Consider the following 17,278-nt stretch of genomic DNA (forward strand, 5'->3'; position numbering starts at 1 on the left):
CAACCAACAGGAAGTATAAGAAAGATGGAATAAATAAAAAGGAAGTTGGCGTAAAATAATATTGCCGACTACATTACAGCCTTTAGTCCAAGCTGTGGTAGTCGGCAATATTATTTTACGCCATATTTCTTTTATTATCCATATCAACATCAACTAAATAGATCAACAATTTCTTTATCAGACAAATTCTTAAGAATATTCTCATTAGCAAGACTACCATTAACAAACTGAGAAATAAGATCCTTCTTATTTTCCTGAAGTTTAAGAATCTTTTCCTCAATAGTACCTTTTGCTATAAGCTTAATAACTTGAACCGTGTTTTTCTGACCAAATCTATGGGCACGATCAGTCGCTTGATCTTCCACTGAAGGGTTCCACCAAGGATCAAAGTGAATTACTGTATCAGCGCTAGTTAAATTCAGCCCAATACCTCCAGCTTTTAGTGAAATTAAGAATACTTTCTTTTCTTTTTCCTCATTGAACTCGTCTACTAAATCAAGTCTATCTTTTGCTTTAGTGCTACCGTCAATATATGAGTAATTAACTTTGTTTTTATCAAGCTCTGATGCAAGCTTCTTTAACACCGTTGTAAATTGAGAGAATAGTAAGACCTTATGGTCGTTCTCAATACTTTCTTCAACTATCCTCATACAAGTGTTTACTTTCGAGCTAGGATGATTGTATCCTTCAACAACTATGCTAGGATCTAGACAAAGTTGTCTTAGCCTAGTTAAGTATGAGAAGATCACTATTTTATCGTTTTTAAGATCTCTTCCCATTAATTTTTTCTGAACTTCTTTTGCATATGAGCTGTATATATTTCTCTCGTCCTTATTTAGTTCTACAAAGTAATTCTTTTCAATTTTATCAGGTAGTTCTGTCATAACCTGTTTTTTTGTTCTACGAAGCATAAAAGGTTTTATAAGTAACTTCAGGTTTTGTAAATTTGCTTCTTTTTTTAAGTAGACATTTTGAAACTTCTTTTTATTAAATAAATATCCAGGCATTATAAAGTCAAATATAGACCACAGTTCAACGAGATTATTTTCTATTGGTGTACCTGTTAAGGCAAATCTACAGTTGGCATTGACTGATTTAATCGCCTTTGTTACTTGGGCTGTAGGATTTTTTATATTTTGCGCCTCATCAATTATACAGTAATCGAAGTTGATGCCCTGATACAATTCAATATCGTTTTTAAATGTTCCATATGTTGTTATAACAATATCGTATTTTTCGTGATCTTCTATAAGATTTTTTCTGTCATTTTTATCTCCGTGTACTATCTGTACATTTAATGTTGGTGCAAATTTTTCAAACTCGCTTTTCCAATTGTAGATAACTGAAGTAGGGGTTATAACAATACTTTTTTTATTTTTTTGTGCAAGTAGAAAAGCTATTGTCTGCAATGTCTTACCAAGTCCCATTTCATCTGCAAGTATCCCACCAAAGTTGTAGTTATCTAAAATTTTAAACCAGTTAAATCCGTTTTCTTGATAACCTCTTAGTTCGGCATTTAATTCCTCTGGAATTGTGAAATCGAGATTATCTAGATTTTTAAAGCCTTTGCAAATATTTTCTACAATCTCTTTTCCTTCAATAAAGTCCAAACTTTTGTCCTTAATATACTCTTCCATATAAAGAGCTTTATTATTAGGTATTCTATAGCTTGTTTCTTTTCCTTCAAATCCTAGGTTTTCTATAAAATCTAAAAAGTCTTTTGTTTTATCTTCTCTTAAATCCATAAAGCTGCCATCTTTTAACTTGTAGAAAGTCCTACTTTCTTTAAAAGCAGTCATTATATCATCGTACTCATTTAAATCAATATCGGCAATATTAAAACTAAAGTCTATGTAACTACCGATTTTTTCATCTATAAATGCTTTAATCGATTCAGATTTGTAGATTTTATTGCCTTTAAATTTATCTGAGTAGTATATATCGCCTAAATTTTTTAATTGTTCAAGTTCTACATCTAAAAATTCAAATAAATCTTCATCTGTTCCAGCAAATAGAAAGGCATTGCTCTTTTCTATAAAATTGTATCCAAGAAGTTCGAGTTTAATTTGATTTTCCTTTTCAATATCGGGAACTATAAATTTATCTTCAGAATCATCATAAACAAACTTTAGATCACACGTAACCTGAGAGCCTTTGATATCGAAATAAAGCTCCGTTTTAAAAGATGTAATTATATTATCTTCAATTTCTTTGTCTAGGTAGACATTATCTGTAATTGATTTGATCTTTGGAAGCATAAAATTTAGTACGTCTTTAACATCTTCTCTTTGAAACACAACAGTGTTATTTTCGTTAAGTGTTTCATAAAGTTGTCCATAGTAATTAGCATCATCATTATTTAGTAAATAGATATCGCCTTGATATAAAATTATGTCGTTCTTTTTCGTTATAGGTATAGGCAGAGAGTCCTGAGCCGTAAGCGATACACCATCATTTGTTTTTATAAATTCAAATTCAATAGGCAAAGGGCCTGCTATAATTTTAGGTCTATATTTATTTTTTGCATAAACTAAGGAGAAGTCTTTCTCTGTTAATAACTCCATAAATGGTTTAAGTGAGCTTACATTTAACTCTAAATATTTCTTAGTATTAGAAGAAAGCGAGTACGATGGAAGATTGTTTCCGTATCCTTCCAATACCTCTATTATCTTCTCATCTTTTTCAGTAAAATACTGGCTGTTAGGATCGTATGTAAAATTCACACCGTATTCTAATTTTTTGTTGTTAAGTCTTGCATTAGCGAATTCCTTAATACTTTTAATTATATACATCCTATCAAGACCAATTTTAAATTCAGCATACATTCTTCCAGGAATAATATTTATTTCAACATCTAGATTTATCTGCTCTTTACTTGCATTTTTAAAATAGTGAAGTAGCTTTTTATCTGGTGTTGAAACTACAGTTTTAGAAATATGACTTGCTATTATAGCATCAGAGAAACCTTTGTTTAAGTATTCTTCACTTTCTACTTTATCTATACCTTTTAAGGCAGTTGCCACTAAATGTTTGCATAAAAAATTATTGTCAGTTTTATAATTTGATTTAAAATCCTGACAAGAACAGTACGCATTAGCTAATTCGTTATCTTCAAAATCTATATATAGAGTGTTTGGATATACCTCATTGTTGTATTCAGACTCTACAACACTCTGAAATTCCAAGTAATTTTCGTGGATCCTCACATCTACTGAATCTATCAATTGCTTATCAAAATACTTTAAACCTCTTAACCATCTTGAAGGAAGTGAAATTTTTTTAATTAAGCTATAAATTTTTCCAGTTACCATTTTATCACCTCTTCTTTTAAACTATAACTTATATTATAATCCAAATAGATTTAATTTACACGACTTATAGCTTTATTTTTATAAAGTAACGACTATAGATATTTTGGATTAGCTGTATCAGTAAATTCTATAGGTAATATATTCAAAAAAACTATATAATTAAATTGATGTTAAATAATAGTTTATACAGAAAGGGTAGATATTATGATTAATAAGAATTTAATTATATCGAAAATACCTTGTGAAGAAACGGGGATTGAAATAAAAAGAACTCTTTGTGATATATGTTCTCCAGGGATACATTGTGGAATCGATGCCTACGTAAAAGATGGAGTAGTTATAAAAATTGAAGGTACAGAAGAACATCCTATGAATAAAGGATTACTTTGTACTAAAGGACTTTGCAATAAAGAATTTATTTATAGAGAAGATAGACTAAAGTACCCACTAAAAAGAATTGGAAAAAGAGGAGAAGGCAAGTTTAAAGAAATATCTTGGGATGAGGCATATAATGAGATAGCTGAAAAGTTAAATGGAATTAAAAAGGAATATGGAGCTGAGCAAGTTGCATTTTTTACAGGATATCCAAAGTGGTATAGACCTTTCCTTCAAAGATTTGCATTTTCATTTGGATCTCCAAACTATGGAACCGAATCTAGTTCATGTTCAACATCTGCAAAGATGGCGGGAGAGGCTGCAACTGGAAGAAGTTTTACTATGTTAGACTTTACTAACACAAGGACTTTCTTGGGATGGGGATTTAATTCATACTATTCTAAGTTTTTAAATGCTATACCAGTTGAAAAGATGAAGAAAAAAGGAATGAAAGTTATAATAGTAGATCCACGTATAACTCCATCAACTCAAAAACTGGCTGATCTCCACCTTAGAATAAAACCTGGAACTGATGGAGCATTAGCTCTAGGAATGGCAAATTTATTTATACAAAGAGGATATATAGACAATGAATATATAAAAAATCATGTATATGGATTTGAGGAGTATAGAGAATACGTAAAAGAGTTTGATCTAGAAAGAGTTAGCGAAATAACTAGTATAAATAAAAAAGACATAGAACTAGCAGTAGAGATGCTAGCAGAAGGTCCATTTTGCATAAATGAAAGTGCAGCTCCAGTAGTACACCATCAAAATGGATTCCAGAATTACAGAGCTATTATGGCTCTATCAGCGATAACTGGAAACTACGATAAGGTAGGAGGAAATATTCCTAAAAAAGATTTCTACGCTGGGATTCTAGGAGGACTTGATACATATGAAGCAAACTTTGTAAAAGTGGTATTACCTAAGAATTTACATGATAGGGTAGGCGGAACCAAATATCCTCTATGGAATGAAATGACTACACAAATGCAGGCTATGGATCTAGCAAGACAAATTGAAGAGAAAAGTCCTCACGATATAAAGGCGCTTTACTGCCATGGAATAAATCCACGAATGTTCCCTAATTCTCAAAAGATGTTTAAAATGCTTGAGACAGTGGATTTCTTTGTAAATGTCGATTTATTTATGACTGATGCGTCCAAGTACGCCGATATATTATTACCTGCATGTACATCATTTGAGAGGGAAGAATGCAAAAGTTACTCAGGAGGATATATAACATATACAAATAAAGTTATAGAGCCTTCATTTGATTCAAAATCAGATGTTCAAATAATATCGGAGCTTGCAAATGCTATGAATCTAGATGATAGTCTCATAAAAGCTGGATACGAAGCTAGTATTAGATATATGCTAAAAGATACAGTAGTAGATGTAGATAAGATACAGGACAGTGAACTTCCTGTGAAGTGCTTGGATTACAAATCTTATGTAGTTGGAGATTATACTAAAGAAGGATACAATACAAAATCTAAAAAATTTGAATTAAAAGCAAGCATAATTGATAAGTACAACGATTTTGGTCTTGACTCACTGCCTACTTACAAAGAGTTTAATAATGTAGTAACTGATGAGTATCAGTTTATGTTATCAGCTGGAGCGAGGTTACCTAATGCACTTCATTCTAAGCTTCACGATACAAAAATGTCTAGAGTACTAAAAAACGAAGCTACTATAGATATCAATAGTAAAGATGCGAGAGAACTAGAAATTAAAGACGGTGATTTAATTAAAATAACTACTAAGTTAGGTAGTATCTGTGTAAAATCAAATATAACTGATAGAGTACTTGAAAAAAATGTACATATGTACCATGGGTACAGGGAAGCAGATATCAATAGTATAGTATGTGATGACTTCGACCCGTATTCAGGGTTTCCGGCTTTTAGAAGTTGTATTTGTAAATTAGAAAAGGCTGAGTAGATAAAATTACAAGTAGGTGAATATAATAAATTTGGATTTAGATAAAGAGGAGCTAATTATGAAGAGTATATTTAAATTTAATAAAGATTTGTGTACAGCTTGTGGTGCTTGTCTACTTGCATGTATAGATCAAAATGACAGTGATATAGACAATGAGGAATTATTTCGTAAAATTTTTACAAGAGAAGATGGAGAATTTGTAGAGTACTTTTCATTAGGATGTTTACACTGTGGAGATGCAAAATGTATGGACGAATGTTCAAAAAACTGCTTTTCAAGAGATGGGGATTTTGTGATATTAGACAACAGCTTGTGTATAGGATGTAAAAAATGCAGCAGTGCATGTGAATTTGAAGCGATAAATTTTAGTAAAGATAGAAAAGCCAATAAATGCAATGGTTGTAAAGAAAGGCTAGAAAGAGATTTAGGGGCACCATGTGTTAAAGTCTGTCCAACAGGTGCTCTAACGCTTGAAATTTAAAATTCAATTAATAAATTTTAAAAGGGTGGACACAAATATAACAATTGGTGTATAATTATATAAAACATGATTAAACCTAACTAAAACATACTAAAAAAGTAGAACAAACATAATATAGATAAAGAAATATACGGATATAAGTATTAGCAATAGTGGCAGTTTTTTATATAGAAAAGAGCAATTAGTTATTTCTACATAAAAGATATATAATAAAATGTGCGTTTAGATGATAAATGTAGCTTTAAATTGTAAACCTCTAAGTTTAATATAAATCAATAAAACTCACTAGAAAATACAAGTTAGTGCCTTGTATACCTAGTGAGTTTTATTGATTTTACTATTATATATTAACTGTAACGGGACAATAAGTTCACTGTAGACACTATAAGGTCTGTCAGCCTATAGGAATTACTAAGAAGGTCTACAGTCCGATAAAAATTATCATCTAGGATCTCTATAGCTTTTACTTTATTTGGTAAGTTGCTGATCATCATCTTTGGAGCAATTGTTACTCCCATACCACATTCTACAAAAGAGATAATCGGTTCATTTTGAGAAACCTCTATAAAAGAATTTGGACAATAGCTATATTTTTTTAGTAACTTATCAAAAGATATTCTAATATCACAATTTACGTCTGGCAAAATAAGCGGAGTATCCATAAGTTCGTGAATAGTCGTAACGTTTTTCTCTGAAAACGGTGAGTCTTTAGGTACTATAGCATAATACGGTTCTTTTATCATACAAATTGATCCCAGCTTTAGATCCTGAGCAAAGCCAATGTCGTATTCATCCATATAAAATTGTTCCTCTATAATTTTACTTTCATCAATTATAAAAATTTCATAGTGATAGCCAAGCATACTCATTTCCTTTAGAATTGGAGGTAAGAGAATGTAAGCTATATTTGGTAGAGCTGCTATACGAACAGTATTTTTTATTTCCTCACTTAAAAAGTGATCTTTTAGCGATGATTCTTGATCCAATATTATTTCGGCTTTTTCATAAAAGTACTGACTTACTTTAGATGATTTTTTCGTATCACCAAACCTAGATAGAGCTTTTACATATTCTAATTGATATAGATTCATTTACATTTACTCCTCTATATAAAATTTATATTTTTCTTAAGAACTTAAATAAAATGACTAGGAAAATAGCAATTTTTTCCTATAAAGATATTTTACACTATTAACATTATTGTTAAAAGTACATATTAATAAACATATTTTAATAAAGATGGTTTGAGCTATTTTGAGAAAATTAAATTTTACTATTAAAACCCTAACTTCAAAAAAATTTTTGTTAAGTTTTTCCTAGTAAAAGATCTTTTAGCATAGTAACCAATGTATTTTCTTTAAGAATAGCTCCTAAGTTATAACCATATATAATATCATGGCATGTAATATTAAAATTTATGGTTAATAAGGATGGAGGAAAACAATATGATAGAGGGGTTAACAGGGCTTGTTATAACTAAAGAAGATAAAAGCTATAATAATGTTCGTAGAAATGAAAATATGTATTTTAGTTACTACCCAAAGGTAATAGTATACCCTAATAATATAACTGATGTAGTTAATGCAGTAAATTGGTCAAGAGAGCGAGGAATAAATATACGCTGTAGAAGTGGACGTCATAACTACGAATCGTTTTCCGTGGCAAATGATGTTGTTGTAATAGATGTTTCTAATTTACATAGTTTTGAGATAGATACTAACGAAGGTTATATAAGAATAGGGGCAGGATATACTCAAGAACAACTTTATCATATGATAACTAAATATGGATATGCGTTTGTAGGAGGAAGTTGTGGTTCTATTGGCGTTACAGGAGTTGCATTAGGAGGGGGAGTAGGCTTTTTACAAAGAGAATATGGGTTAGCATGTGACAATTTAGCAGAAGCACAAATAGTTGATGCTTTTGGTAGGATAATAACTGCTAATTCATATCAAAATCAAGATTTATTGGCTGCATTAAGAGGTGCGGGTAGTAATAATTTTGGAGTAGTGGTATCACTTACTTTTAAAGTACATACGATTGATAAAGTAACAGTTGTGGCTGCTAAATGGCCTAAAAATAGTAGATATGAAGTAATTCAGGCATTCCAAAATGTAGGAGAACATTTGGATAATAAGTATACGATTCAGGTTTCTATGACTAAAGATGCTATTGAACTATATGGAGTAGGATTAAGAAGTACAGAAAAAGAAATGGAACAAGCTTTAAGTATATTATTAAAAGTTCCTAATAAAACGAATTATACAATAAAGAATATAGGTTACAAAGAATATATACAGAAACGATCGGATTTTGAGTCTACACCAAAAGGATTTAAGAATACAGGATTATTTTCTTATGAGCATCTAGGAAAAGCACCTTGTCAAATACTCTTTGACTATTTAGATAATTCACCATCTATACAGCCACCTGTACAAGTTGAATTCCTACTATTGGGTGGAAAGATTTCAGAAAATGAACAACTGCCTAGCGCATATCCTCATAGGAGTGCTAAAGTATTAATACAAATAGAGGCTGAATGGATTCTTGAGTATAGTATGTATGCCAATGAGACAATTATGTGGGTAAACAGTTTAAGAACATCCTTACTTCCATATGCGGGCTTTGGTTATCTTAACTATTGCGACATTTATATACCTAATTACTTATATAGTTATTTTGGTAATAATGTATCTTGGTTAAAAATTGTAAAAGAAAAATATGATCAATTTAACTTATTTTACTATCCTCAAGGAATAAATCTATAATTAGTGATATACTGAATTAATTTTGTGTGAAGACGTGCATAACTTGTTTAATATAATTAATTTGTACAAGAAAGGGATGCCTCAAATAATTTGAGACACCCCTTTATTTATTACAATAAAATAATGATTGGAGATTGATATATGAATGAATTTAGTTGATCATAGACTCGATACACACGAGTGCAGAATAAACAACCATTCTGATAGAATTGATTAATTTTTTAAGATGTGTAGTAAGGTTAAACTAGTCTTGATTTACTTAGTAATCTTTGCATTGATATATCCAAACACAGCAATATAGGAACAATATAATTTTGACTTAGTTGTTATAATTCAAATATTATGTTAAAAAATTGCATATCCTTACAAAAGATAATATAATGGGATTAAATAACAAATTTATACTAAATTAAAAAGATAAAGGAACTTTAAGAAAAGTTCAATTCGAATAATTTTTTTAATTAATATATAAACCGACTTAAAATCATAAAAAAATCAGAAATGGAGCTGTACATATGAGCGATATAAATCAAATAGTAGCAACCACTCTTTTAAATAATATAAGTAGAGTTAATGAAAATAATAGAAATTCAATGTATTCTAAGTCAAACTCAAATTCATTTAATAACATACTTGATGAAACATTAAATACTCTAGTTGGAAGTAATGATGGATGTTCTTGTAGCGGTATTGGTGAAATAAGTAAATTACTTATGTTGACTACACTTACTGGTTATTTAAATAGTGTAAAATTAGATGTAGCACATATTAATAACTTAAGTAACAATGATATTGCTAATAATACAAATATCTCGAGTGCTGCGTCTACAACATCAGAATCTACAGCATCAACTAAAATGAATGATGCTATAAAGCTATTAGAAGCGCAAATAGGGAAAAAATATGTATGGGGTGCTAACGGTCCAGACTCATTTGATTGCTCTGGATTAACTAGATACATTTATAAAAATGCTCTAGGAAAAGACATACCTAGGGTATCTTATGAACAAAGTAAAACTGGACAAGCTATTGATAAAGAAAATTTAAAACCTGGCGACTTAGTATTCTTTGATACTATGGGTAAAGGTAGAGTAAGCCATGTTGGTATTTATGTAGGCAATGATGAGTTTATTCATGCATCAAATGCCAGGGATGGAGTTAAAAAATCTAATTTATCATCATCTTATTACCAAAAAACTTATAGAGGTGCTAGAAGACCATAAATAGCTTTAAAGATGTAATATATTTTTTTAAAAGTTTAGAAAATCCAAGATAAATGATTCGTATAAATTACCAGGATATCCAGGGATAGATTTTTACATAAAGTATATCAAATTTAGCTATAAATTCCTTAAAAGAATTTTCTAAAATAATTTCCTTTTCTATTTACAAAAGAGTATAAAGAGATTGTAGTGTAAAATAGTATTAAACTCTGATACTATTTTACACTATATTTATCTCTATATTCAGAAGGTGTACAATTCATATGTCTCTTAAATACTTTTCCAAAATAACTTGTTCCATTAAAGCCTACATCAAAAGCAATGATAGAAATAGATTTTTTACTCTTCAATAGTAGTTCTGATGCTTTTAAAATTCTATATTCCATTAAATATTCGAAAGGAGTCACTCTTAAAATCCTCTTAAAACTGCGACAGCATTCACTTTTACTAATACTAGCTGCCATTGCGATATTTTCTAATTGAATATTATTTGCGTAATATCTGTGTATATATTAAATAGACAGCTTTACACGTTCTTCATCATATGGGACTGGGACTGTGGGCTCAGCGTCTTTAATTTCTTCTTTCACTTCTCTAACTAAATTTAGCCAAAGACTACATAGACAATTTCTCATTTCTAATTCGAACACATATTGTTCTTCATTCGACAAGGAAAAGATTTCATTTAAGGATTTCAATGATTAGATTTAAGTATTTTTTTCAATAAGTGACTGTTGAGTACCTCCAATTAAAGTTGGATTGAAGACAATGGAAAACATCATACAATTATTATTGTCAGATGGCTTAACTTGATGAAGTACATTGGAATTTACCATAATTCCTTCTCCAGCTTCTAAAGATATTTCCTGGTTTTCAATAAAAAAGATTACCTTATCATAAAGGCAATACGAAAATTGTAGTTCCTTATGCCAATGCCACAACAAAATATTGGCTAAGTATACATATTAGATCTGCATAGACTGCTTTATACTTTCATTAATTGAGCAAATTTCCCAATAGTCATATATTCAAGTTCCATAGAATCCCTCCTTAATAAGGTTAAGTATAAACCATAGATCTGACCTATGGTCAACATTTTTATTAGAAATTAATATAAACAGGTATCTTTGATTAGATTTATTTCTTATAATAATTTTTGGAGAGGAGACTATTGATAATGTCTTGTATAGGTAGTGGGTTGGCAAAGAGGGTGGGGAATAGTGGTTAGAGCCACATTATAACTTGATTTGAAGATTGAAAATAATTATATATAATAATACAAAGAATTAATTAAGGTAATGAAAAACAGCTTTGAAGTGTTAAATAATTACTTCAAAGCTGTTTTTATTAAAATTGATAATTCCTTCATCTCTCATTTTACCAAGTTCTCTTGAAAGTGAACTTCTGTCGACACATAGAAAATCTGCCATTTCATTTCTAGAAAATGGTATTTTGAATTTGTGGTTGTTATTTTGATCAACCTGTTTATAAAAGTACTCCATAAGTTTTTCTCTTGTACTTCTTTTAGATAGGATATCAATCTTATCGTGAAGTTGTATATTTTTAAAAGCGATTAACTTTAACATATTCTCAATTAGTCTAGAATTAAACTTGCATGTTGATGAACATGTATTTATAACTTTTTCGAATTCTACAAATAGAACTTCACAATTAGTCTGAGTTGTAACTGATATCGAACTTGGAGCTCCAGAGCAAGCAAATACCTCAGCGAATAAGTCACCTGCTTTCAGCTCGGAGATAATGTTTCTGTTGCCGTTAATATCTTCTTTTATTATATTTGCGCAACCAGATAAGACTATGCCTACTGATGAAATTCTATTACCAACAGAGATTACTATACTATCTTTTTCGTAGTTTTGTTTGTTAGCGCCTAGGCAATTTAGCATTTCAATTAGTTCACTATCATATAAACCTGTAAATAAAGATACAGTTTTTAGGATTTCTAAATATTTTTTTATAAAATCACATCCTTGTTGCATATGCAACCGAAATTTTGATTTTATTATACTATAATATATACATAAACACAAGTTAGATTAATAAAAAGTTAAAAATAATGTGAGAACTAAAAAAGGAGAATAAAATTATGATTAGAACAATTATAAAAATAGATAAAGATAAATGTAATGGATGTGGACTATGTATTGATGCATGTCATGAAAATGCAATGGCAATAATAGATGGAAAAGCAACGCTCTTAAGAGATGACTATTGTGATGGCTTAGGTCACTGTATGCCTGCATGTCCAATGGATGCGCTTTCATTTGAAGAAAGAGAAGCCCTTCCCTATGATGAAGAAGCAGTTTTAGCAAATGCTAAAGCTAAAGAAGAAGTTAAAAATCAAGAGACTATGGGATGCGGATGTCCTGGATCGATGGCTAAGAGTATAGATAGAACAACTGAAAAAGACTTACCTAATAGTGATAATACTTTAGATGATGTAATGGAATATAGAGAAGTTAAGTCTAGCTTAAATCAATGGCCAGTTCAAATAAAGTTAGTTCCAGTAAATGCGCCGTATTTTAATGGAGCTAATTTATTAGTAGCTGCAGATTGTACAGCTTATGCTTATGGAAGCTTCCACAACAAATTTATGAAAAATAAGGTTACTTTAATAGGTTGTCCTAAGCTAGATGAAGTAGATTATGCAAATAAACTTACAGAGATATTAAAATTAAATGATATAAAAAGCTTAGTAGTTACTCGTATGGAAGTCCCTTGTTGTAGTGGTATTACAAACGCAGTTAAAAAGGCATTACAAAACAGTGGAAAAGTTATTCCTTGGAAGGTGGTTACTATATCTACTGATGGTAAAATAATAGATGAATTATAAAATATAGAGTTAGTGGATTAGAAGTCAATAATAGATGTTAATTTTATAAAATATATAATTTCGGATAATAATTGATGTGGAATGGTTTTCTGAAAACTCCAAAAATGGTTGGAAATTAATTTCCAACCATTTTTGTGATTTAATATTTAGATAAATTTCTAATTATTTATATTTTAAAGATTTATTTATTTTAAAATTTCTCAAATATATAAGTTTTAGAATCTTTAACTGCGGCTTTGAATAAATTTTTGTATTTCTACGAAAATTAGTTGTACCATTGATAAAGCAATTGCAAGCATCCAATGTATATAACTAATTGGTACAAGTTGGAAGATATTTGCTAATGGTTTAAAAAGTACAATAAAAGCACTAAACAATATAGAGAATATTGTAGCATAAAATAGTGGTTTATTAGATAAAAATCCAATTTTGAAAATAGACTCATTACTCCTTACGTTAAAAATATTGAGAACTGATGACCATGATAGAATGATAAAAGCCATTGTCATTCCTACTTCATAACTTGGAAGTGTAGAATTACTAATTTTAACAAATTGACCGATGTAAAATCCAGTAAGAGTAATAATAACGAAAATTATCATTCTTTGTGCAATTGTTTTACCTAAACCAGCAGTAAAAATTCCTGAATTTTTCTTCAAAGGTTTTCTTGTCATTATGTCTTTATCTGGTTTCTCTACACTTAAAAAGAAACCGGGAATTCCATCTGATACAACATTTATAAGAAGAAGCTGAATTGCAATTACAGGAGGACCCCATCCAACAATAATCCCAATCAACATAATGAGAATTTCTGCAAAATTAACACTGAGCAAGAATGAAACGGTTTTACGGATATTATCATATGCAGTTCTACCTTCACTGACTGCATCTACAATTGTCGCAAAATTATCATCAGTTATAACCATATCAGCTGCATTTTTGGATACATCTGTACCGGTAATCCCCATTGCTGCTCCTACATCTGCAGCCTTTAACGCAGGTGCATCGTTTACGCCATCACCTGTCATGGTAATTACTTCACCATGGGATTGCCAAGCCTGAACGATCCTAATCTTATCTTCAGGACTAACTCGTGCATAAACAGAAATATCTTTAACTTGATTTTTTAGTTCACCTTCACTCATTTGTGAAAGTTCAGAACCTGTTAAAGAGCGATCTCCATCGTTCATAATACCAATTTCTTTCGCAATTGCTGATGCGGTAACTACATGATCTCCGGTAATCATTACCGTTTTAATTCCAGCTGCTTTCGCATCATATACCGCTTGTTTACTTTCAGGACGTGGAGGGTCAATCATACCTACCAATCCAAGAAATGTAAGGTCATGTTCTAAACTTTCTGCATTCAAATCGGCTGGCATAGTATTGTATTTTTTATATCCTATGGCGATTACTCTTAATGCTTGTTCTGCAAAAGAATCATGCACTTTTGTAGTTCTTTGCAATAAATCTTCGTTAAAATGCACTGGAATACGGTCAAAAGCACCTTTTGTAATTGCTAGGAAACCATCATCTACCTGATGAATTGTTGTCATTAATTTTCTATTTGAATCAAACGGTAATTCATAAACACGTGGATATTTCTGTTCCACCTCTGATTTTTTAATACCTATGTCTAGTAAGAGACGAATTATGGAAACTTCGGTAGGGTCACCAATTATTTTCTCTTCACCGTTATCTGTTTCAATCGTTGCATTAGTACAAGCAGCAAGCATTTCCAGCAATGAAGATTCTTCGTTTGTAAATGGTTGGCTTGCATAATTAGGTTCAGAGTTAACGTGCCATATTTGTCGAATAATCATTTTATTTTGAGTTAACGTGCCTGTTTTATCGGAGCAAATAACAGATGTATTACCAATGGTTTCTACTGCGGAAATCTGACGGATAATAGTATTTTTCTTAACCATATTCTGAACTCCGTAAGCCAGTATAATAGTTACAATTACAGGGAGAGTTTCAGGCACTGCCGCTACTGAAAGAGAAATGGCTATAAGCAACATATCGACTAAAGTTTCACCATGAATATATACACCAACCAAAAATATTAAGATTCCCGCAAGTAATGCGACAATGCTCAATCGTTTTGCCAGTTGTCTTAAGCGTATCTGCAACGGAGTAATGAGTTTTGAAGTGTTATTAAGCAAGTCGGCAATTTTACCCATTTCTGTATTCATCCCAGTTTCGACAACAACGGCTTTTGCACGTCCGTTTGCAATAAGGCAGCCAGAATATAACATATTTAGACGATCACCCAGAGGGGCATCTTTTGATATTTGTGAATTTGTATCTTTTTCAACTGGAATACTTTCACCAGTAAGTGCGGACTCCTCAACGAGTAAAGAATTGCTTTCAATTAGTCTTGCATCAGCGGGTATCATATCACCAGCGTTAAGTTCTATAATGTCTCCTACAACCAGTTTTGTGGAATAGATTTTACTTTTAAGGCCGTCTCTAATTACCGTAGTATAATTAGCATTCATGTTTTTTAGGGCGTCTAAAGACTTTTCAGCTTTGTTTTCTTGTGAAACACCAAGAATGATATTTAAAACAATAATAGATAAAATGACAAATACTTTCGGCCATCCATACCCTAGGGTAATTGCCATATAAGCAGAAATCCCTGCTGCAATCAATAGTATAATGGTGGTAATCTCTACTAAATGGTGGCCGATTTTTTGAAGAATTGTTTCATTTTTTTCTTCTCTAAATTGATTTTCTCCATAAAGTATAAGTCTATCTTCTGCTTCTGATTGGGTCAGTCCCTGTTGAATATTTGTGTTTATCTTTTTTATAATATTGACAATATCTTCAGTAAACCATATCATAAATTCTACCTCCTAAAAATTTTATTTTTGGTGTGAATAAGATAGCATAAAAAGTATATTTTAAAAATATTTTTGTCTAATAGTATTAAAAGTCATCTGCTCTTACAATATTTTTTTAACAATTATTTTAAAATGAGCAATCTCTAAATATTATCATCCTTATATTTATTTAATATACTGTCATATTTTATTTAAACTTTGGTTTTCAGATTTTTAAACATAGATAGACTTGATACAGCTCGAAATTTATTATCCACTAAGTATAATTAATACATACTTGAAAGGGTATAGGATATGCGATCTTATACCAAAAAACAATAGAAGCAAGAAGATTTTGGAAAACACGAATAGTTATCTATTAATAGTGCTGTTGTATATTTTTAGAATATAAAAAATATATATATTATGAGTTTAACTTTTACGTTGTATAGGAGGATTTTATGGAGACTTCAAATTTTAATATATTGACTTTTGATGGTGGAGGAATTAGGGGAGCTCTTAGCATTGATATTTTTGTAAAAATTCTGGATAGAAGAGATGATGTACTTAAAAATACAGATCTAATTGGGGGGACATCTACTGGAAGCTTAATTGCCCTAGGTCTAGCGTATGGAGTTAGTCCTATAGAAATTAAAGAACTGTATTCTATTGAAAATTCTAAATTTATATTTGGAGATAAGCACTCAGAGATGCTGAGACCAAAGTACGATAATGACAATTTGAAAGAAGTTTTACTTAGAATATTCCCTGAGGATTTGAAGCTTAGAGATTTAGAAAAGATGGTTTTAATACCATCTTTGTATATAGGTGATAGGAATGAGCCTTGGAGGCCTATTTTTTATAATAACTTACCAAATTCTTTGACATCTGAATTCAATGTAGTAGATGTCGCTCTTGCTAGCAGTGCAGCACCAGTTTTTTTTCCAGCGTATAATCGACATATCGACGGAGGAATAATTGCAGCTGATCCAAGTTTGGCATGTATTGTTTATGCCTTAGATTCTTGTATGGAAGTAAGGCTAGACGATATAAGATTGTTGTCTATTGGTACAGGATTTGAACACAATAGTATATCAGATGATACTACGACTTGGGGTGCTATTGATTGGATGGTAAATAAAGATCCTAGTTTACCTATTTTATCTATAACTTTAGCGGGAAATTCATTGGTAAGCCAGTATTTTTCTCAGAAGTTATTAAAGGATAACTACTATAGGTTAGATCCCAAATTAGGGAAAAATATTCCAATGGATGACTGTGCTTCACTACCTTATTTAAATTCTTTAGGTGAAAATTATAATATAGAGCATGTGTTAAGCTGGCTTGGTATGAAGTGGCAGTAAATTTAAGAAGTATAGTTATTTTTAAATATAGTTAATACATTATAAAGTGTTCAAATTGTGTATTTTCTCCTATTTAAATAGACTATACTTCTATTTTGCGTATAAAAAAAATCTATTATAGATAGGT

13 protein-coding genes are annotated in these 17,278 nt (G+C 30.6%); 6 read left to right on the forward strand and 7 right to left on the reverse strand.

What is annotated here, in order from left to right; genetic code table 11:
- Window positions 1-149 precede the first annotated feature (149 nt).
- Window positions 150-3,311 (reverse strand): DEAD/DEAH box helicase, encoded by a 3,162-nt coding sequence (locus tag J2Z43_RS01080; RefSeq protein WP_209455464.1) that lies wholly within the window; start codon window positions 3,309-3,311, stop codon window positions 150-152.
- A 204-nt stretch (window positions 3,312-3,515) separates the two neighbouring features.
- Here J2Z43_RS01080 and J2Z43_RS01085 point away from each other — a divergent pair, with 204 nt between their 5' ends.
- Entirely contained in the window at window positions 3,516-5,636 is a 2,121-nt protein-coding gene (locus tag J2Z43_RS01085; RefSeq protein WP_209455465.1) for a molybdopterin-containing oxidoreductase family protein, read from the forward strand.
- Window positions 5,637-5,694: 58 nt separating this feature from the next.
- Window positions 5,695-6,117, forward strand: coding sequence for a 4Fe-4S dicluster domain-containing protein (locus tag J2Z43_RS01090; protein ID WP_209455466.1), 423 nt, complete (start codon window positions 5,695-5,697; stop codon window positions 6,115-6,117).
- A gap of 347 nt (window positions 6,118-6,464) precedes the next feature.
- Here J2Z43_RS01090 and J2Z43_RS01095 read toward each other — a convergent pair whose 3' ends face one another.
- The gene (locus J2Z43_RS01095) at window positions 6,465-7,208 is read right to left on the reverse strand and encodes a LysR family transcriptional regulator substrate-binding protein (RefSeq protein WP_209455467.1); all 744 of its coding nucleotides are present in this window, start codon (window positions 7,206-7,208) and stop codon (window positions 6,465-6,467) included.
- A 354-nt stretch (window positions 7,209-7,562) separates the two neighbouring features.
- Here J2Z43_RS01095 and J2Z43_RS01100 point away from each other — a divergent pair, with 354 nt between their 5' ends.
- Both J2Z43_RS01100 and J2Z43_RS01105 read left to right on the forward strand, forming a co-directional pair.
- Entirely contained in the window at window positions 7,563-8,885 is a 1,323-nt protein-coding gene (locus J2Z43_RS01100; protein ID WP_209455468.1) for an FAD-dependent oxidoreductase, read from the forward strand.
- A 515-nt stretch (window positions 8,886-9,400) separates the two neighbouring features.
- Window positions 9,401-10,108, forward strand: a complete 708-nt coding sequence (locus J2Z43_RS01105) for a C40 family peptidase (protein WP_209455469.1) — start codon at window positions 9,401-9,403, stop codon at window positions 10,106-10,108.
- 215 nt (window positions 10,109-10,323) lie between these two features.
- On the opposite strand, the gene J2Z43_RS14645 is transcribed toward J2Z43_RS01105, so the two are convergent.
- The 4 genes from J2Z43_RS14645 to J2Z43_RS01115 all read right to left on the reverse strand — a co-directional run bounded on the left by J2Z43_RS14645 (window position 10,324) and on the right by J2Z43_RS01115 (window position 12,108).
- Window positions 10,324-10,572 carry a helix-turn-helix domain-containing protein gene (locus J2Z43_RS14645; RefSeq protein ID WP_234925918.1) on the reverse strand — a complete coding sequence of 83 codons (249 nt, stop codon included), beginning with the start codon at window positions 10,570-10,572 and terminating at the stop codon, window positions 10,324-10,326.
- 48 nt (window positions 10,573-10,620) lie between these two features.
- Entirely contained in the window at window positions 10,621-10,758 is a 138-nt protein-coding gene (locus J2Z43_RS14650) for a hypothetical protein (RefSeq protein ID WP_234925919.1), read from the reverse strand.
- Window positions 10,759-10,815: 57 nt separating this feature from the next.
- On the reverse strand, window positions 10,816-11,052 hold the full coding sequence (locus tag J2Z43_RS14655) for a cupin domain-containing protein (RefSeq protein ID WP_327786910.1): 237 nt from the start codon (window positions 11,050-11,052) through the stop codon (window positions 10,816-10,818).
- Between the two features lie 375 nt (window positions 11,053-11,427).
- Window positions 11,428-12,108, reverse strand: a complete 681-nt coding sequence (locus tag J2Z43_RS01115; protein ID WP_209455470.1) for a Crp/Fnr family transcriptional regulator — start codon at window positions 12,106-12,108, stop codon at window positions 11,428-11,430.
- A 107-nt stretch (window positions 12,109-12,215) separates the two neighbouring features.
- On the opposite strand from J2Z43_RS01115, the gene J2Z43_RS01120 reads away from it, so the two are divergent.
- The gene (locus tag J2Z43_RS01120; protein ID WP_209455471.1) at window positions 12,216-12,962 is read left to right on the forward strand and encodes an ATP-binding protein; all 747 of its coding nucleotides are present in this window, start codon (window positions 12,216-12,218) and stop codon (window positions 12,960-12,962) included.
- Between the two features lie 224 nt (window positions 12,963-13,186).
- Here J2Z43_RS01120 and J2Z43_RS01125 read toward each other — a convergent pair whose 3' ends face one another.
- Window positions 13,187-15,808: a cation-translocating P-type ATPase gene (locus J2Z43_RS01125; protein WP_209455472.1), complete on the reverse strand. Its 2,622-nt coding sequence runs from the start codon at window positions 15,806-15,808 to the stop codon at window positions 13,187-13,189.
- Between the two features lie 440 nt (window positions 15,809-16,248).
- Here J2Z43_RS01125 and J2Z43_RS01130 point away from each other — a divergent pair, with 440 nt between their 5' ends.
- Window positions 16,249-17,151 carry a patatin-like phospholipase family protein gene (locus J2Z43_RS01130; protein WP_209455473.1) on the forward strand — a complete coding sequence of 301 codons (903 nt, stop codon included), beginning with the start codon at window positions 16,249-16,251 and terminating at the stop codon, window positions 17,149-17,151.
- Window positions 17,152-17,278 lie beyond the last annotated feature (127 nt).

The organism is Metaclostridioides mangenotii (assembly GCF_017873185.1).
GTDB classification, from domain to species: domain Bacteria; phylum Bacillota; class Clostridia; order Peptostreptococcales; family Peptostreptococcaceae; genus Metaclostridioides; species Metaclostridioides mangenotii.